The organism is Xanthomonas sp. NCPPB 2866 (genome assembly GCF_041475745.2).
Classification (GTDB): domain Bacteria; phylum Pseudomonadota; class Gammaproteobacteria; order Xanthomonadales; family Xanthomonadaceae; genus Xanthomonas; species Xanthomonas arboricola.
In genome coordinates this window covers 1,476,518-1,497,068 of the sequence record NZ_CM192975.1, presented here as the reverse complement: position 1 = coordinate 1,497,068, position 20,551 = coordinate 1,476,518, and the positions used below count along the sequence as shown (strand labels likewise).

General features: G+C 66.1%; 11 protein-coding genes and 1 pseudogene. 8 read left to right on the top strand and 4 right to left on the bottom strand.

The window, feature by feature from the left end; translation table 11 throughout:
- Positions 1–4: 4 nt before the first annotated feature.
- Positions 5–1,510 carry a CoA-acylating methylmalonate-semialdehyde dehydrogenase gene (locus ACCQ04_RS06420; RefSeq protein ID WP_065031849.1) on the bottom strand — a complete coding sequence of 502 codons (1,506 nt, stop codon included), beginning with the start codon at positions 1,508–1,510 and terminating at the stop codon, positions 5–7.
- Positions 1,511–1,633: 123 nt separating this feature from the next.
- Here ACCQ04_RS06420 and ACCQ04_RS06415 point away from each other — a divergent pair, with 123 nt between their 5' ends.
- From ACCQ04_RS06415 to galA, 4 genes are all read left to right on the top strand, one after another.
- Positions 1,634–3,019, top strand: a complete 1,386-nt coding sequence (locus tag ACCQ04_RS06415) for a short-chain fatty acyl-CoA regulator family protein (protein ID WP_046342092.1) — start codon at positions 1,634–1,636, stop codon at positions 3,017–3,019.
- Positions 3,020–3,381: 362 nt separating this feature from the next.
- The gene (locus ACCQ04_RS06410) at positions 3,382–6,072 is read left to right on the top strand and encodes a TonB-dependent receptor (protein WP_226426653.1); all 2,691 of its coding nucleotides are present in this window, start codon (positions 3,382–3,384) and stop codon (positions 6,070–6,072) included.
- A 159-nt stretch (positions 6,073–6,231) separates the two neighbouring features.
- On the top strand, positions 6,232–7,431 hold the full coding sequence (locus ACCQ04_RS06405; protein WP_226426654.1) for a glycoside hydrolase family 53 protein: 1,200 nt from the start codon (positions 6,232–6,234) through the stop codon (positions 7,429–7,431).
- Positions 7,428–9,995, top strand: coding sequence for a beta-galactosidase GalA (gene galA / locus ACCQ04_RS06400; RefSeq protein WP_226426655.1), 2,568 nt, complete (start codon positions 7,428–7,430; stop codon positions 9,993–9,995). The genes ACCQ04_RS06405 and galA overlap by 4 nt, the downstream gene beginning before the upstream one ends.
- Before the next feature lie 191 nt (positions 9,996–10,186).
- On the opposite strand, the gene ACCQ04_RS06395 is transcribed toward galA, so the two are convergent.
- Complete coding sequence (locus ACCQ04_RS06395) at positions 10,187–10,492, bottom strand: hypothetical protein (RefSeq protein ID WP_016903192.1); 306 nt, start codon at positions 10,490–10,492, stop codon at positions 10,187–10,189.
- A 211-nt stretch (positions 10,493–10,703) separates the two neighbouring features.
- The gene (locus ACCQ04_RS06390; RefSeq protein ID WP_226427125.1) at positions 10,704–12,629 is read right to left on the bottom strand and encodes an alpha-L-fucosidase; all 1,926 of its coding nucleotides are present in this window, start codon (positions 12,627–12,629) and stop codon (positions 10,704–10,706) included.
- Positions 12,630–13,034: 405 nt separating this feature from the next.
- Here ACCQ04_RS06390 and ACCQ04_RS06385 point away from each other — a divergent pair.
- From ACCQ04_RS06385 to katG, 4 genes and pseudogenes are all read left to right on the top strand, one after another.
- Positions 13,035–13,153: pseudogene (locus tag ACCQ04_RS06385) on the top strand (IS5/IS1182 family transposase); the annotation flags it as partial.
- A gap of 355 nt (positions 13,154–13,508) precedes the next feature.
- The gene (gene mutS, locus ACCQ04_RS06380) at positions 13,509–16,064 is read left to right on the top strand and encodes a DNA mismatch repair protein MutS (protein WP_221202333.1); all 2,556 of its coding nucleotides are present in this window, start codon (positions 13,509–13,511) and stop codon (positions 16,062–16,064) included.
- A gap of 220 nt (positions 16,065–16,284) precedes the next feature.
- Complete coding sequence (locus ACCQ04_RS06375) at positions 16,285–16,899, top strand: DUF937 domain-containing protein (protein WP_184379816.1); 615 nt, start codon at positions 16,285–16,287, stop codon at positions 16,897–16,899.
- Between the two features lie 362 nt (positions 16,900–17,261).
- A complete protein-coding gene (gene katG / locus ACCQ04_RS06370; protein ID WP_226426656.1) occupies positions 17,262–19,508 on the top strand; it encodes a catalase/peroxidase HPI in 2,247 nt (748 codons plus the stop codon).
- A gap of 380 nt (positions 19,509–19,888) precedes the next feature.
- Here the strand turns inward: katG and ACCQ04_RS06365 are convergent, their stop codons facing one another.
- Positions 19,889–20,296, bottom strand: coding sequence for an RNA-binding S4 domain-containing protein (locus ACCQ04_RS06365; protein ID WP_039528472.1), 408 nt, complete (start codon positions 20,294–20,296; stop codon positions 19,889–19,891).
- Positions 20,297–20,551: the final 255 nt, after the last annotated feature.

Here is a 20,551-nt window from a genome sequence, read left to right as displayed (position 1 = left end):
CGTGTCACTTGAGGGAGATGGTGGTGTTGACGCCGTGGCCCAGCGTTTCGTCGTCGAACCAGCGCGCGGTCACGGTCTTGGTCTGGGTGTAGAACATCACCACCTGCTTGCCGTACGGGCCCAGGTCGCCGAGCTTTGAGGCACGCGACCCGGTGAACGAGAACAGCGGCACCGGCACCGGGATCGGCACGTTGATGCCGACCTGGCCCACGTCGATGTCTTCCTGGAAACGCCGCGCCGCCGCGCCGGACTGGGTGAACAAGGCGGTGCCATTGCCATTGGGGTTGGCATTGACCAGGGCGATGGCCTCGTCCAGCGTGGCCGCCTCCAGGATCACCAGCACCGGGCCGAAGATTTCCTCGTCGTAGATGCGCATGCCCGGCCGCACGCCGGAGAAGATCGTCGGGCCGACGAAGTTGCCCTGCTCGAAGCCCGGCACGCTGGGCGCGCGCCCATCCAGTTCCAGTGTGGCGCCCTGCTCGACGCCGGAGGCGATCAAGCCTTCCACACGCTCGCGCGCCGCGCAGGAGATCAGCGGCCCGACCTCGGTGCCCGGCGCATTGCCTGCGCCCAGGGTCAGGCCCCTGGCCTTGGCCACCAGCGCCGGAATCCATTGCCGCGCCTCGCCCACCAGCACCAGCGTGGACGCCGCCATGCAGCGCTGGCCGGCCGCACCGAAGGCGGCGCCGACCATCGCATTGAGCGTCTGCTCCTGATTGGCGTCCGGCAGCACCACGGCATGATTTTTCGCACCCATCATGCATTGCACGCGCTTGCCTGCCAGCGAGGCGCGCCGATAGACGTGCGTGCCGACCCTGGTCGACCCGACAAACGACAGCGCCTTGATATCCGGGTGGTCGCACAACGCGTTGACCACGTCTTCGCCGCCGTGCACGACATTGAGCACGCCCTTGGGAATGCCCGCCTCCAGCGCCAATTCCACCAGCCGCATGGTCACCATCGGGTCCTGCTCGGATGGCTTGAGCACGAAGGTGTTGCCGGTGGCGATGGCCATCGGAAACATCCACAACGGAATCATTGCCGGGAAGTTGAACGGGGTGATGCCCGCGCACACGCCCAGCGGCTGCAGCAGGCTATAGGTGTCCACGCCGTTGGCAACGTTGTTGGCCAACTCGCCCAACTGCAGGTTGCCGATCGCCGCGGCGTGTTCCACCACTTCCAGCCCGCGGAACACATCGCCTTCGGCATCGGCCAGGGTCTTGCCCTGCTCGGCGCTGAGCAGCGCGGCCAGCTCGGGCATGTGCTCGCGGATCAGCTGCTGGTATTTGAGGAAGATGCGCGCACGCGTGCCGATCGGGGTCTTGCGCCAGCTCACGAAGGCCTGGCTGGCCGCCGCCACCGCCGCGGCCACTTCGCCGGTGGTGGCGAACGGCACCTGTGCCAGCACCGACTGATCGGCCGGGTTGACCACGTCCTGCCAGTGGGTGCTGGCGGAGGTGACGAACTGGCCGTCGATCAACAGGGAAACGCGCGGGACGGAATCACTCATTGCAGGGTCGCTCGCAGAAGGTCGCTACGGATGCTTCGCATTGTTCGCACCGGGACCTGGCATTCCCAGCCCGAGACTGCTTAATCGCGCTAAGCTGCCGCCACTATTTTGCGAATCTTGCGAATGCCGCAGTCGTCCCTCCCGCTCCGCCACCAGCTCGGCCTGCGCCTGCAGCGGCTGCGCCAGCGCCACGGCCTGACCCAGGCGGAGCTGGCACGCCGGCTCGGGCTGTCGCCGAGCTACCTCAACCAGATCGAGCGCAACCAGCGCCCCCTGACCCTGGCAATCCAGCAGCGGCTCAAGGCCACCCTGGGCGATCTGGACGGCCTGCTCGACCTGGACGACCCCGCCGCGCTGGTCGAGCCGCTGGACGAATCGCTGCGCAGCCTGGGCCACAGCCTCTCGGCCGCCGAACTGCGCGTGCTCACCGGCAACCTGCCGCAGGTGGCCCAGGCCCTGCTGGACCTGCACCGCGCCCACCAGCACCTGCTCGAGCGCACCGCCGCACTGGAAATACAGATCGGCGCCGACCACGCCGCACTGCCCTCGCTGTCGCCGGGCGAGCAGGTGCGCGATTACTTCAACCGCGCGCACAACTATCTGCCGGAACTGGATGAGCGCGCCGAGGCGCTGTATGCCGAACTCGGCCTGACCTCGGACAACCTGCCGCTGCGGCTGCGCCAACGCCTGGCCGATCGCCACGGCCTGCTGGTGCAGGACGCGCCCGATCTGCACAGCGACAAGCGCAGTGTGGATACGCAGGCGCGCGTGCTGTGGCTGCCCGCGCATCTGCGCCCTGGCCAGCAGGCCTTCCAGATGGCCGCGCAACTGGCCTTGCTGGAATGCGCGCCCTTGCTCGACGCACGCATCGCCGATGCCGGCTTCGAAGATGCCGAGCGTATCGCGTTGTCGCGGATCGGGCTGTCGAACTATTTCGCCGGCGCGCTGGTGATGCCGTATGGCCAATTCCTGCGCAGCGCCCAGCGCTCGCGCTACGACATCGAATGGCTGGCCGATCGCTTCGGCGTCGGCTTCGAGGCGGTCTGCCACCGGCTCAGCACCTTGCAGCGGCGCGGTGCGGCCGGGCTGCCGATCTTCTTCATGCGGGTCGATCGTGCCGGCAACGTGTCCAAGCGGCACTCGGCCACCGACTTCCACTTCTCGCATGTCGGCGGCGCCTGCCCGCTGTGGATCGTCTATGAGGCCTTCAACCAGCCCGACCGCATCCTGACCCAGATCGCACGCATGCCCGATGGCCGGCGCTACTTCTGGCTGGCGCGCCAGGTCAGCAGCGGCGCGCCCGGCTACGGCCGCCCGCGCAAGACTTTCGCGTTGGCGATGGGCTGCGACCTGCGCCATGCCGATCAACTGGTGTATGCGCGCGGCTGGGATCTGGACGCGGTGGACGATGCGGTGCCGATCGGCCCCGGCTGCCTGACCTGCGAACGCAACGACTGCATGCAGCGCGCCTTTCCGGCATTGCCCAGGTTATCTGCCCACCCGCGCTAGTGCAGAACCCTGGTCCGTCGCGCCTACCAGGCAACCTTGGTCCGCGGTACAGGCCACGCACACCGCAACTGTGACCGGGCAGACGCTACCGCTGCACTGCAGCATTCCAACGCGAGATAGCTCCCGCAAAATGCTTCATTGGAATGGAATGACTTGCGCTTCTACCCTGAAGCGGACACATGCAGGACAGGGGGACGTCAAGGCGATCGACCATCGTCGCAGCGTCACGCAAACGATCAATCAGCTCCACACCGCAGCAACCGCCATGCCCGCGTTGGACACGCCAACGCGCAGCCGCGCCACAGCGCCGCACCAGCGGCCACTATTTCATTCGGTAACTTTGTCCTGGGAGGGATCAAACGATGCCCGTTCACCACACCGGCCACCCGGCCAGCCGGCGCATGCGCCTGCGCCGCACCCCCGTGCGCGACGTTCTCTGCACCACCATCGCCTGCGTGCTGGCCACCGCGTTCAGTGCGCACGCACAGGACAGCGCGCCTGCCGCGCCGCCGGCCACTGATGCCACCACCACGGCTGCGCCGCCGGTCACGCTCGACAACATCACCGTGATCGGCCAGCGCGCCAGCCTGAATCAGGCGGTGCAGGCCAAGCAGATGTCCGATCACGTCATGGAAGTGATCTCCGCCGACAACATGGGCCAGATGCCCAATGTCACCGTCGCCGAAGCGCTGGTGCGCCTGCCCGGCGTCAACGGTACCCGCGACCGCGGCAACGAGAGCCTGGCGACCGTGCGTGGCCTTGGCCCGCGCATGACCATGGGCACCGTCAACGGGCGCGAAATCGCCTCCTCCGAACCCAATCGCGCCGTACGCTGGGAAGTGTTTCCCACCGAGATCGTCTCCACCGTCAAGGTCTACAAGACCCAGTCGGCGGACCTGGTCGCCGGCGGCCTTGCCGCGACGGTGGACATCTCCACCATCAGCCCGCTGGACTACACCGGCCCGGGCTTTGTCGGCACCGCCGGCCCGGTGTTCTACGACCACGCCAAGGACGTGGACGGCTACTCCCCCTGGGGCAGCCGCTTCGGTGCCAGCTGGGTGCACCAGATCAACGACAACCTCGCGGTTGCGCTGGGTGCCACCTACCAGAAACAGAAGAACTCCAACTCCTCGATCGGCAGCTGGGGCTATACCGATGCCATCACCTCGCGTGATGTGGACGGCGACGGCCGCGTGGACCCGACCCCGTGGGGTGCGGCCGACCAGCTCAAGCTCACCGAGCAGACCCGCACCGGTGCGATGGGCACGGTGCAATGGCGCTCGGGCAACTTCGAGTTGAAGTTCGACGGCCTGTATTCGCGTATCGAGATCGACGAGGACCAGTTGCAGAACTGGTTCAACGGTCTGGCCTACAGCACCTTCTCGACCGGCGCCAATCCGTACACCACGCCAGGCTCGTCCTACACCATCGTCGATGGCGACGTGGTGGCCGGCACGCTGGCCAACTCGAACCTGCAGGTCGACCATGTGGTCAGTCACTACAACGAGGTCAAGACGCTCACTGCCGGCGGCCTCAACGCCAAGTGGAGCGGCGATGTGTGGACGCTGGGCAGCGACCTGTCGTTCTCGCAGGCCAAGCGCGACAACACCTGGCAGGCGGTGCGCTTCGGCAGCAACCCGGACACTGTCTCGTTCGATTTCCGCCGCAGCGTCACCCCCACCATCAGCACCAGCTCGGACACGCCCGAGTGGGGCATTGCCGGCCAGACCGAGCCGCAGGGGCTGCGCGACAAGATCGCCGCGCTGGCGCTCAACGCCAGCCGCCCGGTCGATGCCGCGGCGTTCACCTCACTGGAATTCGGCGCACGCGCCGCGCGCCGCGAGAAGCAGAACCGCCGCTTCATCAGCAACCAGTCCGGTTACGACCAGCCGATCTCGGCGTACCAGGGCCTGATCTATCCGGTCACCATGCCGGACTTGAACGTGCCCACGCTGACCGGCGGCAACATGGATGCCATCGCCCAGATCGGCTTCGGCGGTTTCGACCCGGCTACGCTCGACGAGCAGTTGCTCGACCACTGGAACGTCAAGGAAGACGTGCGCGAAGCCTTCGCCAAGGCGGTGTTCAGCTCGCAGCTGTTCGGCACCGATGTCACCGGCAACATCGGCGTGCGCCTGGTCAACACCAAGACCACCAGCGACGGCTTCGATTCGGTCGGCACCACCGTGCAGGCCAGCAGCGACAGCAAGGAATATACCGACGTGTTGCCCAGCGCCACCGTCAACTTCCTGATCGACGATCAACGCATCCTGCGCTTTGCGGTGGCCAAGGTCATCGCACGTCCGCCGCTGGACGAGTTGCGCACCGGCCGGCGCCTGGACGACCCCAACGTCACCGTCGGCCAGCTCACCGGCAGCGGCGGCAACCCGCAGCTGGATCCATTCAAGGCCACCCAGGTCGACCTGTCCTACGAGTGGTACTTCCACAAGGAAGCGCTGGCGGCGATTGCGGTGTATCGCAAGGAAGTGGATTCCAGCATCGGCTACCGCACCGACCGCGAAGTGATCAACGGCCTGGATTACCTGGTCAGTGCGCCGTTCAATGGCGGCGGCGGGCATATCAACGGTGTGGAACTCACCTTCCAGACGCCGTTCTACTTCATCCCGCACATGGAAAACTTCGGCGTCTATTCCAACTTCTCGCTGGTCGATTCCAACCTCAAGGAATTCTCGCCGGAAGACAACCCGCTGCCGCTGAGCGGGCTGGCACGCAAGACCGGCACCTTCGACCTGTGGTACAGCAACGGCAGCTTCGAAGCGCGCGTGGGTTACAAGTACCACAGCCCCTACACCGTGGTGTACGGCTGGAATGCGGCGCGGCTGGCACGGCTGCAGAGCGAAGGCACGGTGGATCTGAGCCTGAACTGGCAGTACAGCAAGCAGCTCGGTTTCCGCTTCCAGGCCGGCAACCTCACCAACGAACCGCTGCGCGCCTACACCGACAACAAGCCCAACCGTCTGGCCAACCAGGACGACGGCGGCTATCAGGTGTTCGGCCGTCGCTACGCGCTGGAAGCGACCTACAAGTTCTAAAGCACCGCTGACACCGCTGTTGCACGCCTGCTCCACCACTGCGCGCGGTGTGCGCAATCGCCTGCGTCACTGACGTTGTGATTGCGCGCACCGCCCGCACGACGGCACCGCCGCATGCGGCAGGTCACCCGCTCCGCGTTTCATCTGTCGAGGAATTGCATGCGCTCCACACGCCGCCTCTGGACGCCCGCGCTGCTCGCGCTGGCCATCTCCACCTTCGCACACGCCGCCCCGGCCCCCGCCACGCTGTATCTGGGCGCGGACCTGTCCTACGTCAACGAGATGGAGGAATGCGGTGTGCAATACCGCGAGAACGGCGTGGTCAAGGACCCGTTCGAACTGTTCCATGCGCACGGCGCCAATCTGGTGCGCGTGCGGTTGTGGAACGATGCCCGCTGGACCCGCTACAGCGACCTGTCCGACGTCAAGAAGACCATCGCACGCGCACGCGCGCAAGGCATGCAGGTGCTGCTGGACCTGCACTATTCCGACGACTGGGCCGACGGCGAAAAACAGCTGATTCCCAAGGCCTGGGCCAGCATCACCGATACCGATGAACTGGCACGCACGCTGTACGGCTTCACCTATGACACGCTCAGCGCGCTCGACCGTGCCGGCCTGATGCCGGAGCTGGTGCAGGTGGGCAACGAAAGCAATTCCGATCTGATGGACAGCAAGCCGTGGGACAAAAAGCGCCCCATCGACTGGCAGCGCAACGCCAAGCTGTTCAACGCCGGCATCAAGGCGGTACGCGATATCGGCGCACGCTCGGCGATCAAGCCGCGGGTGATGCTGCATATCGCCCAGCCGGAGAATGTGGAACCGTGGTTTGCCGCCGCGACCAAGGCCGGCGTCACCGACTACGATCTGATCGGCATCAGCTACTACCGCAAGTGGTCGACCCAGTCGATGGCCGAGCTGGGCAAGACCATCAAGCGCCTGCGCGGCCGTTTTGATGCCGACGTGGTGGTGGTGGAAACTGCCTATCCGTGGACGCTGGACTCCGGCGACACCTCGCACAATCTGCTCGGCCAAGACTCGCTGATTCCCGGCTACCCGGCCACGCCGCAGGGCCAGCTCCGCTACATGGTCGATCTCACCCAGGTGGTGATCGACACCGGCGGCGCCGGCGTCGTGTACTGGGAGCCGGCATGGACCAGCAGCAGCTGCAAGACACGCTGGGGCACCGGCTCGTCGTGGGAAAACGCCAGCTTCTTCGACTTCAAGCACGCCAATGAAGTGCTGCCGGCGATCGACTTCATGCGCCACCCGTATACCGGCGTACCTGCAACGACAAGCAAGCCTGCTGCGGGCACGTCAGGCAACGCTGCGGATACCGACAAGAGGACCCAGCCATGACCGGCATCAATCGCCGCGAGCTGCTGCGCGGCATGCTCGCCAGTGGCGTAAGCGCCGCACTCCCGGTCGGTACGGCCGGTGCGTTGCTGCCCAGCATTGCCGCTGCAGCACCAGCTGCAGGTAACACCGCCACGCCGCTTGCCGCGTTCGGCGATGCAGCCCTGGCACCGCGCGAACGGCTGCTGTTCGACTTCGGCTGGCGCTTCCATCTGGGCCATGCCAGCGACCCAGCGCGCGACTTCGAGTTCGGTACCTTCCAGCGCAGCTTCGCCAAGGCCGGCAAGGACACCGCCACCGCCGCGCAACTCGCCTTCGACGACAGTGGCTGGGAACTGCTGGATCTGCCGCACGACTGGGCCGTCACCCTGCCCTTCCGGCAGGAACCGATCTCGGCCACCATCACCGAGGAAGATCCGGCCGCCGCGCACGGCTACAAACCGCTGGGCACGAGCTTTCCGGAAACCAGCGTGGGCTGGTATCGCCGCGTGCTGCAGATTCCCGCAGACGATCTGGGCAAGCGCATCAGCCTGGTGTTCGACGGCGTGTTCCGCGACTGCATCGTGTTCTGCAATGGCCACATCGTCGGGCGCAACGCAAGCGGCTATTGCGGCTTCGAGGTCGACCTCAGCGAGGTGCTCGACTACGGCAAGCCCAACCTGATTGCGGTGCGTGTGGATGCCACGCTGGGCGAAGGCTGGTTCTACGAAGGCGCCGGCATCTATCGCCATCTGTGGCTGCACAAGACCGACCCGCTGCATCTGCCGCAGGACGGCGTGTTCGTGCGCAGCACGCTGCAAGGCGCCACCGCCACCGCGCAGCTCTCCACCGAGGTGCGCAACGACGGCAGCACCCCGCGCCAGTGCACGGTGCAGGCGCGCGTGACCGCGCCGGATGGACGCGTCGTCGCACAGGCAGCCAGCGCCGCGGTCACTGTTGCACCCGGCCAGGTGCACCTCGTCGAACAGACCCTGCCACTCGGCGAAGCGGCGCTATGGTCGATCGACACCCCGCAGCTCTACCGCCTGACCACCAGCGTGCACAGCGATGGCAAGGCGGTGGATGCGCTGGTCACCCCGTTCGGCGTGCGCACGGCCGTCTTCGATGCACAACGCGGCTTCCTGTTGAACGGCACGCCGCTCAAGCTGCACGGCACCAACAATCACCAGGACCACGCCGGCGTCGGCACCGCCATCCCCGACAGCCTGCACGAATGGCGCCTGCGCCAGCTCAAGTCGATGGGCTGCAACGCGTACCGCAGCTCGCACAATCCGGCCACGCCCGAACTGCTCGCGCTGTGCGACCGGCTCGGCATGTTCGTGATCGAGGAAACCCGCCGCATGTCCACCGACCCCGAAGCCATGGGCGAGCTGGAGACGATGGTGCGGCGCGGGCGCAATCATCCCAGCGTGATCCTGTGGTCGCTCGGCAACGAAGAGCCGCAGCAGGTCACCGAGCGCGGCGCGCGCATCGTCAGCCGCATGCAGCAACGCGTGCGCCAGCTCGATCCCACCCGCCCCACCACCTTCGCCATGGACAAGGGCTTTGGCGATGGCGTCGGCCAGGTCGTGGATGTGGTCGGCTTCAACTACCGCACCAGCCAGATGGATGGCTTCCACGCGCAATATCCGCACATTCCGATCTACGGCAGCGAAACCGGCAGCACGGTGTCGGTGCGTGGCAACTACCGGCGCGACGATGCGCGCGGCTACACCCGCGCCTACGACACCGACCACCCATGGTGGGCCAGCACCGCCGAAGCCTGGTGGAGCTATGTCGCGCAGCGCCCGTATATCGCTGGCGGCTTCATCTGGACCGGCTTCGATTACCGCGGCGAACCCACGCCCTACAACCGCTGGCCGAATGTCGCCTCGCAGTTCGGCGTGCTCGACAGCTGCGGGTTTCCCAAGGACAACTACTGGTACTACCGCGCGCAATGGACCAGCGAACCGGTGCTGCATCTGTTCCCGCACTGGAACTGGGACGGCCTGCTGCAGCCCGATGACAAGGGCCGCGTCCAGGTCTGGTGCCACAGCAATCTCGAAGCGGTGGAACTGCTGGTCAACGGCGTCAGCCAGGGCCTGCAGCAGGTGCCGGCCTACGGCCATGTCGAATGGCGCGTGGCCTACGCACCGGGCATGATCGAGGCACGCGGCTATCGCGGCGGCAACCTGGTGCTCAGCGAACGCCGCGAGACGGCCGGCAAGCCGGTAGCGATCCGCCTGAGCTGCGACCGCAATGCAGTGCGCGCCGATGCCGAAGACGTGGCGGTGGTCAAGGTGGAGATCGTCGATGCGCAGGGCCACCTGGTGCCGACCGCCGACAACCTGGTGCAGTTCGCGCTGCGCGGCCCTGCGCGGTTGATCGGCGTAGGCAACGGCGACCCCGCCAGCCATGAGGACGACAAGGCGCCGCAACGCAAGGCCTTCAATGGACTGTGTGCGGCCCTGCTGCAGAGCACGCGCAGCGCCGGCAGCATCGTCTTGCAGGCCACCGCACCCGGCCTTGCCGCTGCCACCCTGCGCCTGGATGCCGACAAGGCCAAACTGCGCGCATCGGTGGCCTGACGCAGGCCGTAGCAGCGGCTACAGTGATTATCAGGAACCATGTCAGCACCAACCCACCGCAGGACTGGGAGCCATGACCGGCTCCCGGCACAGTCAGTCGCCTGCGCCCGCGTGCGCAGGCGACAGGCAGTGGCGACACCCGCCCGGCCCACCGCCGCTAGGTCGCGCGACTGGACCGCTGGCGGGCGGGTTCAGGCATCCGTGCTCCCTGCATCCGGCGCACGCGGAAAGTAGCGGCTGAGCTTTTCTTCCCACGCCTGGAACTGCTCAAGCGTGTAGGCATCCATCGGCCGTGGATCGGCGGCGACCGCCTTTTTCTGCGCCACATACGCGATGCGCTGGGACGACAGCTCGTCCCACGCCTTGCGCAGCATCACCGGATCGGGATGCGAGACCATCATCGCTTCCAGCAGCGTGGCCTGCGCCACGCGTGCGGCCAGCAGGTCGCTGAGCGCCTCGGTCACGGCCTGCATCCACTCTTGCTGTTTCTGTTCCATACCCAACCGATCGCTTGTCCCATGCGCCGCGCACCATAGCGCGCCATCCGGAACGGCGGTGTGCAAGCCCGGTTCGAGATTCAGGTCACCACGTGATGCGAACACATGATTGCTCTCTGCATCGCTTCGCCTGAGCCATCTCATGCCCGCGACACTGCATCACCGCAACGATGTGCTCCCGCGCAGCGCAGGCGGCGCGGGAGCACAAGCCTCATCGCAAGCGCGAGAACGCACCGATACCCGCGATCGCCAACCGGTCGGCGGGCACCGCCGTCTCCGCGAACGACAGCCGCAGGTAGCGGATCTGGCGGACCTCGGGGAAATTCAGGCGCTGGGTCGAGAGCGCATAAGCGATATTGGACAGCTCGCCGGCGCCAGCCGGCTGCCAGTGCTGCCCATCTTCGCTGGTTTCAGCGCGATAGCCCCTAGGCGGCGCCGCACCGTTCATCACCGTGCGCGAAGGCGTGAGGCTGAAGCCGGCAACCTGACGCAGCGCACCAAGGTCGATGGTCGCTTGTACGGGATGGCCCGGCGTGGGAGCGGGCGTGATCCAGATCGTGCTGGCATCGTCGTCGAGCAACGTGTCCGCCCCTGGCGCGCTGGCCTCGACGATTCGCCAGCCGGCGGTGGACAGCACGTCTGGCGCGTTCGCGGTCGGCCGCGCGACCGGCACGGGCGCAACGGCGCGGAACAGCGCGAATTCGCTGATCGCCGGGCACACCGGCGCCTCCAGCACGACCAGGCGCACCCGGCGTGCGGCGACCGGGCGGTCAAGCCGCACGATGCGCTGTGCACCGATGCACTGCGCTTCGGCCAGCCGCCGCCACTGCCCATCGACCTCGGCTTCGATCGCGAAGCGGGTGACGCGCACGCCCAGCGGCAGATACTCGCGCAGCCGGATCAGGTCGAAGCTGTGCACCGCCGACAACTCCAGCGTCAGCGTCGGCGTGGTGACCTCGTTCGGCGTGGACCAGTAGCTGTCCGGCTGGCGGTCGAGGACGCGCGCCGGCTCGAACCCGGGGCCACGCGATGCGCTGGCACTGGCCTTGGCACCCTTGGTCAGATCAATGGCGAAGCTGGCGCGGATCGCGTCGCCGAAACTCTGCAGCACCGCCACATCGTGGTCGGGGATGCGGCCGCGTCGGTCGGGCGGAAGATTGAGATTCATGTTGGTGCCGCGCGCGACCGAGGTGTCGAAATAGCGCACCAGATTCTCCGGGCTGCGTACCTTGCCGTCTTCATCGGCATGGTAGAACCAGCCAGGGCGGATCGAGGTGTTGGTTTCGGCCGGCCACCACAGCGCCCCGCCGCGCACGCCGGAATTGCCGTTTTCCTGGGTATACGGGGCATTGGGCATGGTTGGCCAGCTCGGATCACCAGCGATACCGTCCTCGTTGCCGCCCCAGCGGATATCGGCGCCGAGCGGGTCGAAGGTGCAGGCCATCGGCTGGTGCCGATGCACCAGCTCGATCATCCGTGGCCAGTTGTAGTAAGCGGGCGCATCGATCTTGCGCGATTCGCGCGCTCCACCGTAGTAGCCGTCGCCGCCATTGGCGCCGTCGAACCAGAACTCGAACAGGTCGCCATAGCCTGTGCAGAGTTCGACGATCTGCTTGCGGAAATAGTCGAGATAGCCGGGACGCCCATACTCGGCATGATTGCGATCCCAGGGAGAGAGATAGATGCCGAACGCCAGGCCAGCGCGACGGCACGCCGCCGCCATCTCGCCGACGATGTCACCCTTGCCGTTCTTGTAGGGCGAGTTCCGGATGCAATGCTCGGTCAGGCGCGTCGGCCAAAGACAAAACCCATCGTGATGCTTGGCCGTGAAAATGAGCCCTTTCAGATTGCCGGCCTTGGCAGCAGCAACAATTTGATCGGCTGAAAAATCGCTGGGATCGAATTTGCGCGGATCCTCGTCGCCGTAGCCCCATTCCTTGTCGGTGAAGGTGTTCATCGCAAAATGCACGAAAGCGTATTGCTCCCACCGATGCCAGCGCAGCTGTCGCGCGCTGGGCACCGCACCCCACGGCGCGGGGCTGCTGGCGCGTGATGTTTGCGCGATGCGGGCTGCCGAGGCACTGAAGCTGGCGGCGGCCACCACACCCGTGGCAAGAAAGGTACGACGATCGATCATTAGCGCCTCCGACTTTGCACAAGTTTCGATCTTAGCTTTTCCCAAGGCGAAAGAGTCCCAAAACAACAGGCGGTTCGTGCAATGCACCGCGCACACGCGGCCTTTGCGCGGCGAGCGCCGAACAGCGTGCCAAGCAAAGCCGGGCATGCGTCGTTTGACGGCTGATGGCCGCGCCGCACGCTGCGTTGTTGGGGCTCGCATGGCTGCATCTTGCGTACGCGAAGCGCGTTCCGCGAACAGAACGCACAATGGCTGGCCGACGACAACCAGCAAGGACTGCGCGACAGCGTCGGCGCACCAACACCTGCCAAGTTTTGTCATCAACATTGACCGTCGAGGTCTCATCTTGGCTGGTACTGACTTGCGGCAAGTCCACAGGTCATGATGTAGCGGCACGTGCCCGAGCTGACCGAGCCACACGCTCAGGGATCAGGCCGCCCAGCCGGCAGCCGTGCGCACTAGCGACGCTGTCGCAGATTCATCCGCGACAGCGCCGGTATGCGTTGAGCGATCCGGCAATGGAAGTCTGAAGGCGCCGGCCCGATGGCCAATCGCCCACCGGGACCCAGGGCCGGCACCCTCTCGACCGCCAGCGCAAGGATTTGTCGGTGGGTGGGCTTAAACTTGCATCCGCGCCGACGTGAGACGGCTCCTGGTTCCGTCGCAACATCCTGTGCCCTTCCAACGCTTTGTCCGTTTCGTCGCAACATCGATTGATCTCGTTTGGAGGGTCGTCGCAACAGCCTCGCAACAAATCACCGTTACTCGCCGCTGGCGACCCTGATTGACCGCCACATCCCGGAAGAACATTTCTTGCAAAGCACTGATACAAAAGAAAAAACCAAGAACACCAACGGGGCTGTAGAGCACACCCCGCTGATGAAGCAATTCTTCGCCGCCAAGTCGGACTACCCCGACCTGCTGCTGTTCTTCCGCATGGGCGATTTCTACGAGCTGTTCTACGACGATGCGCGCAAGGCTGCGCGGCTGCTCGACATCACCCTGACCCAGCGCGGCAGCTCCGGCGGTGCGCCGATCCCGATGGCGGGCGTGCCCGTGCATGCCTACGAGGGCTATCTGGCGCGGCTGGTGGCGTTGGGCGAGTCGGTGGCGATCTGCGAGCAGATCGGCGACCCGGCGCTGGCCAAGGGCCTGGTCGAGCGCAAGGTGGTGCGCATCGTCACCCCCGGCACGGTCACCGACGAGGCGCTGCTGGACGAGCGCCGCGACACCTTGCTGATGGCGATCTCGCGCAGCAAGCAAGGCTACGGCCTGGCCTGGGCCGATCTGGCCGGCGGGCGTTTTCTGGTCAACGAAGTGGACAGCGTGGACGCGCTGGAAGCGGAAATTGCACGCCTGGAACCGGCCGAGCTGCTGGTGCCCGACGAAGACAACTGGCCGGAGTTCCTGCGCGGCCGCGTCGGCGTGCGGCGGCGGCCACCGTGGTTGTTCGACGCCGACAGCGGCCGGCGCCAGTTGCTGGCGTTCTTCAAGTTGCACGACCTGTCCGGCTTCGGCATCGACGACAAGCCCTGCGCTACGGCCGCCGCTGGCGCGCTGCTGGGCTATGTCGAGGAAACCCAGAAACAGCGGCTGCCGCATCTGACCTCCATCGCAATGGAAGTAGCCAGCGAAGCGATCTCGATGAACGCGGCCACGCGCCGGCATCTGGAGCTGGACACGCGCGTCGATGGCGACACCCGCAACACCTTGCTCGGGGTGCTGGACAGCACGGTCACGCCGATGGGCGGGCGCCTGCTGCGACGTTGGCTGCACCGCCCGCTGCGCCTGCGCGAGGTGCTGGTGCAGCGCCACCACGCGGTCGGCACGCTGATCGACAGCGGCGCCGATGCCGACGTGCGCGAGGCCTTCCGCGCGCTGGGCGATCTGGAACGCATCCTCACCCGCGTGGCGCTGCGCTCGGCGCGCCCGCGCGATTTTTCCACCTTGCGCGATGGCCTGGCGCTGTTGCCGAAGGTGCGTACGATCCTCGCACCACTGGATTCGCCGCGCCTGCAGACGCTGCATGCCGAACTCGGCGAGCACGATGCCACCGCGCACCTGTTGATCAGCGCGGTGGCGGAACAACCGCCGCTCAAGCTCAGCGACGGTGGCGTGATCGCCACCGGCTACGACGCCGATCTGGATGAGTTGCGCCGCCTGTCCACCAATGCCGATCAATTCCTGATCGACCTGGAACAGCGCGAACGCGCCAGCAGCGGCATCGCCACGCTCAAGGTCGGCTACAACCGCGTGCATGGCTATTACATCGAGATCAGCAAGGGCCAGGCCGAGAAGGCCCCGCTGCACTACAGCCGCCGGCAGACGCTGACCAACGCCGAGCGCTACATCACCGAAGAACTCAAGAGCTTCGAGGACAAGGTGCTGTCGGCGCGCGAGCGCTCGTTGTCGCGCGAAAAACTGCTGTATGAAGGCCTGCTCGATGCACTCGGCAGCGAGCTGGAAGGTCTCAAGCGTTGCGCGAGTGCATTGAGCGAACTGGATGTGCTGGCCGCCTTCGCCGAGCGCGCGCAGGCGCTGGACTGGGCGCAGCCGGAACTGGACAGTGCCCCCTGCCTGCGTATCGAACGCGGCCGCCACCCGGTGGTGGAAGCGGTGCGCGACCAGCCGTTCGAACCCAACGATCTGGAGCTGCATGCCGACCGCCGCATGCTGGTCATCACCGGCCCGAACATGGGCGGTAAATCGACCTACATGCGCCAGAACGCCCTGATCGTGCTGCTGGCGCACATCGGCAGCTATGTGCCGGCCAGCCGCGCGGTGATCGGGCCCATCGACCGCATCCTCACCCGCATCGGCGCGGGCGACGATCTGGCGCGCGGGCAGTCCACCTTCATGGTGGAAATGGCCGAAACCAGCTACATCCTGCATCACGCCACGCCGCAATCGCTGGTGCTGATGGACGAGATCGGCCGCGGCACCTCCACCTACGATGGCCTGGCGCTGGCCGATGCCGTCGCACGCCATCTGGCGCATACCAACCGCTGTTACACGCTGTTTGCCACGCATTACTTCGAGCTCACCGCGCTGGCCGACGAGTCGCATGCCGGCGGTGCCAGCGGCATCGCCAACGTGCATCTGGACGCGGTCGAACACGGCGAGCGCCTGGTGTTCATGCATGCGGTCAAGGACGGCCCGGCCAATCGCAGCTTCGGCCTGCAGGTGGCCGCGCTCGCCGGCTTGCCCAAGGCCGCCGTGACCCAGGCGCGTCATCGCCTGGCCGAACTGGAACAACGCGGCGGCGAAAGCCATGTCGCACAGATGGCGCCGGCCGCATTGGACGCCCCGCAACAGTTCGGCCTGTTCACCGCGCCCTCGTCCGCTGCGCAGGAAGCGCTGCAGGCGCTGGACCCGGACGAACTCACGCCCAAGCAGGCGCTGGAAGCCTTGTATCGGTTGAAGGCGTTGCTTTGAGTGCGGGGATTCGGGAATCGGGAATCGTAAGAGCGTAGTTGCCTGGCTCTAATGCTTTGCGGGGTTGGTCAACACGTTGCCGTGTTGTTGTCGGATGAAGTGGCTTGACTGCCACTGTGCGGCATCGCTGCCCTCGCCCTGCAGTGCGACGCGTGCCGTGTTGCTCTGCTGCCGCGACGGGCGCACGCTGCGGCAATGTTTTGTCCAATTGGAGACACCCATGACCACGTCCGCCTCGTTGACCGATCAACTCGCCGCGCAGTTGCAAGGCCCGCAGTTGCAGCAGCTCGCCAGCCGGCTCGGCATTGCGCCCGAGCAGGCGCAATCGGCGGTGCAGACCGCGCTGCCGCTGTTGATGGGCGCCCTGGGCCGTAACAGCCAGCAGGCCGGCGGCACCGATGCGTTGCTGGGTGCCTTGCAGCGCGATCATGCCGGCAGCCCGGACATCGGCAGCCTGCTCGGTACGTTGCTGGGCGGCTCGGCCAGCGGTGCGCAAGGCAATGGCGCCGGCATCGTGGGGCATCTGTTCGGCGACAGGGCGCCGCAGGCTGCCGCCGGTCTGGGCCAGGCCACCGGCCTGGAAACCGGCAAGGCCAATCAACTGCTGCAGTTGCTGGCACCCATCGTGATGGCGTATCTGGCCAAGCGCTTCCTCGGCGGCAATGCCGCTGCCAGCAGCCAGCTCGGCCCGGCCCTGGCGCAGGAACAGCAGCGCGCCAGCAGCGACACCGGGATCAACGGCTTGCTGGGCAGCGTGCTGGATCAGGACGGCGACGGGAAGCTTGGACTGGGCGATGTCATGAAGCTCGGCGGCAGCCTGTTCGGCAAGCGCTGAGATCGCAGCAACAGGTCGGTTCTGCACCGGCGTGCCATCCATAGCGTCTCGCTATCGATATGGTTGAATAATTCGAATTCCCCAACCGATCGATGCTGCTTATCGTGTGCGCACGCCACCACGATGAGTCCGCCTGATGCGTCTGTCTGCCAGTCACAGTCTGCATATCGACCTATACCGGCGCCTGCAGGCAGGCGCTAGCATCGGCACACCCGGCGACCATTCTCGATAACCCCACGGCCGCATCTGCGCCTTCGATCGATGACCACCGCTGACGCATTGCCCACCGTTTTGATTCCACCAGCACGTGTCCGCAGTTTCGGCACACAGCTCCCCAAGTGCTCACGCACACAGGTATTGCCATGACAACCGAAGCAAAGTGCCCTTTCAACCACGCCGTCGTCGGTACCGGAACCACCAACCGCGATTGGTGGCCCAAGCAGTTGCGCGTGGACCTGCTCAGCCAGCATTCGAGCAAGTCCAACCCGCTGGGCCAGACCTTCAACTATGCCGAGGCGTTCAAGCGCATCGATCTGGCCGCGCTCAAGCAGGAACTGCGTGCGCTGATGACCGACTCGCAGGACTGGTGGCCGGCCGACTTCGGCCATTACGGGCCGCTGTTCGTTCGCATGGCCTGGCATAGCGCCGGCACCTACCGCATCGGCGACGGACGTGGCGGCGGCGGTCGCGGCCAGCAGCGCTTCGCACCGCTCAATAGCTGGCCGGACAATGTCAGCCTGGACAAGGCGCGCCGCCTGCTGTGGCCGATCAAGCAGAAGTACGGCCAGGCGATCTCCTGGGCCGACCTAATGATCCTCACCGGCAACGTCGCGCTGGAAAGCATGGGCTTCAAGACCTTCGGCTTTGCCGGTGGCCGCGAAGATACCTGGGAACCGGATCAGGACCTGTACTGGGGCCGCGAAACCAAGTGGCTGGGTGGCGACGAGCGCTATTCGCGTGGTTCGCCCGGCGTGGACGAAGCGCACGGCGTGCTGGTGAAGGACGACGACAGCGAAGTGCCGCACACTCGCGATCTGGAGAACCCGCTGGCCGCCGTGCAGATGGGCCTGATCTACGTCAATCCGGAAGGCCCGGACGGCAAGCCCGACCCGGTCGCCGCCGCGCGCGACATCCGCGACACCTTCGCACGCATGGCGATGAACGACGAAGAGACCGTGGCGCTGATCGCCGGCGGCCACACCTTCGGCAAGACCCACGGCGCCGGCCCGGCCGACAACGTTGGTGCCGAGCCGGAAGCCGGCGAGCTGGAGAGCCAGGGCCTGGGCTGGCACAACCGCTACGGCAGCGGCAAGGGTGCCGACACCATCACCAGCGGCCTCGAAGTCACCTGGACCACCACCCCGGCGCAGTGGAGCAACGACTTCTTCGACCATCTGTTCAAGTTCGAGTGGGAACTGAGCAAGAGCCCGGCCGGCGCGCACCAGTGGGTGGCCAAGAATGCCGACGCCATCATTCCCGACGCGCACGATGCAGCGAAGAAGCATCGGCCGACCATGCTGACCACCGATCTGGCGCTGCGTTTCGACCCGGCCTATGAGGCCATCTCGCGTCGCTTCCACGAACACCCCGACCAGTTCGCTGACGCCTTCGCCCGCGCCTGGTTCAAGCTCACCCATCGCGACATGGGCCCGCGCTCGCGTTACCTGGGGACCGAGGTGCCGAGCGAAGAACTGCTGTGGCAGGACCCGGTGCCGGCCGTCGACCACCCGCTGGTCGATGCGCAGGACGCCGCCGCCCTCAAGCAGACCATCCTCGACTCGGGCCTGAGCGTGGCGCAGCTGGTGTCCACCGCGTGGGCGTCGGCATCGACGTTCCGCGGCTCGGACAAGCGTGGCGGCGCCAACGGCGCACGCATCCGTCTGGCACCGCAGAAGGATTGGCAGGCCAACCAGCCCGAACAGCTTGCACAGGTGCTGGGCACGCTGGAGCGCATCCGGGCCGACTTCAACGGTGCGCAGGCGGGCGGCAAGCAGATCTCGCTGGCCGACCTGATCGTGCTGGCCGGTAATGCCGCGGTCGAACGTGCCGCACAGGCCGCTGGTCACAGCGTCACCGTGCCGTTCGCACCCGGCCGCACCGATGCCTCGCAGGAGCAGACCGATGTCGAATCGTTCGCGGTGCTGGAACCGGTGGCCGATGGCTTCCGCAACTACGCCAAGCAACGCTACGCAGTGCCTGCGGAGGCATTGCTGATCGACAAGGCACAGCTGCTGACGCTGACCGCGCCCGAGTTGACCGTGCTGGTCGGTGGCCTGCGCGTGCTCGGCGCCAATGTCGGCGACTCCAGCCACGGCGTGTTCACCACCCGCCCCGGCGTGCTGAGCAACGACTTCTTCGCCAACCTGCTCGACATGCGCACCGAGTGGAAAGCCACCTCCGAATCGAAGGAGGTCTACGAAGGCCGCGACCGCAGCACCGGTGAAGCCAAGTGGACCGGCACGCGCGTGGATCTGGTGTTCGGCTCCAACTCGATCCTGCGTGCGGTGGCCGAGGTCTATGCCAGTGCCGACGCACAGGAGAAGTTCGTCCAGGACTTCGTCGCCGCCTGGACCAAGGTGATGCAGCTGGATCGTTTCGATCTGGCGTGAGTTGCAAGGCGCACGCCCTCGTGCGTGCGCCTGCAGCGGTATTGAAATACACGCAAGAGATCGACTCGGCACGGAAGACGTCGGTGGAGCGGCGGGTCTGCGGTTTGGCTGCAAGGCCCTTGCCCGCCCACCATCGCGGGACACGCCGCAAGTACGTCCTTGTAGGCTCTTACGCGGCATCCATGCCGCGTAAGGTCCCGCGACGGTGAGCGGGCAAGGACCCGTCGAGATGGTCGGTGTGCATGGTTGAGAGCAGAGCATCACGAACGGCGCTTCCCCCGCGATGGAGAAGCGCCGTTTTTATTGATTGAACAACATGACGGATGCCAAGGCGTTTCTTGTTTCCGTCAGTCGATTCGCAGCGAATAGCCCGCGCAGTGCTACAACGCGTCGATATCGCCCAGCGCGTTGATCAGCCGGCGTGCGCGCTTGTCCGGCTTGCCCTCGGGTGCGCGATAGCCGGTACGTTCGGCGGCGCGCTGCAGCCGCCATTGCGCCCGCGCCTCACGTGAGGCATCGCTTTCCACGTACAGCGTCTGTGCGACCGGAGCGGGGCCGCGCACATCGCTCAGCGCGGCAACGGTGACTTCGAAGATTTCGCCGCCACGGTCGATGCGCAACTGTTCGCCGCTGCGCAGCGTGCGCGAGGGCTTGGGCCGCTGGCCGGCGACGTCCACCTTGCCGTTGTCCACCGCCGTCTTGGCCAGGCTGCGCGTCTTGAAGAAGCGCGCCGCCCACAGCCAGACATCCAGCCTGACCGTCGTCGCTTGTTCCACCAGTTGAGTCATCGCGTTGTGCTTGCCGTCGGATCCAATGGGCTGCGGGCCGCTGCCGTGATCGCCACTGTATCGGCGCGGCGCAACGGGCTGCGTTGAGCGGGAAATATCTGGGCGAGCCCGCTGTAACTCAAGCGTGGCTGCCGTCCAAGTACAGCCTTCCTTCCACACGCTGGCTGACTCATACAGACTGATCCGCACAGCGTGCGTCGTGTCATCGGCCTGGCGACAGCACGCCTCACACCTGCCAATGCTAGTGTTCGCAGC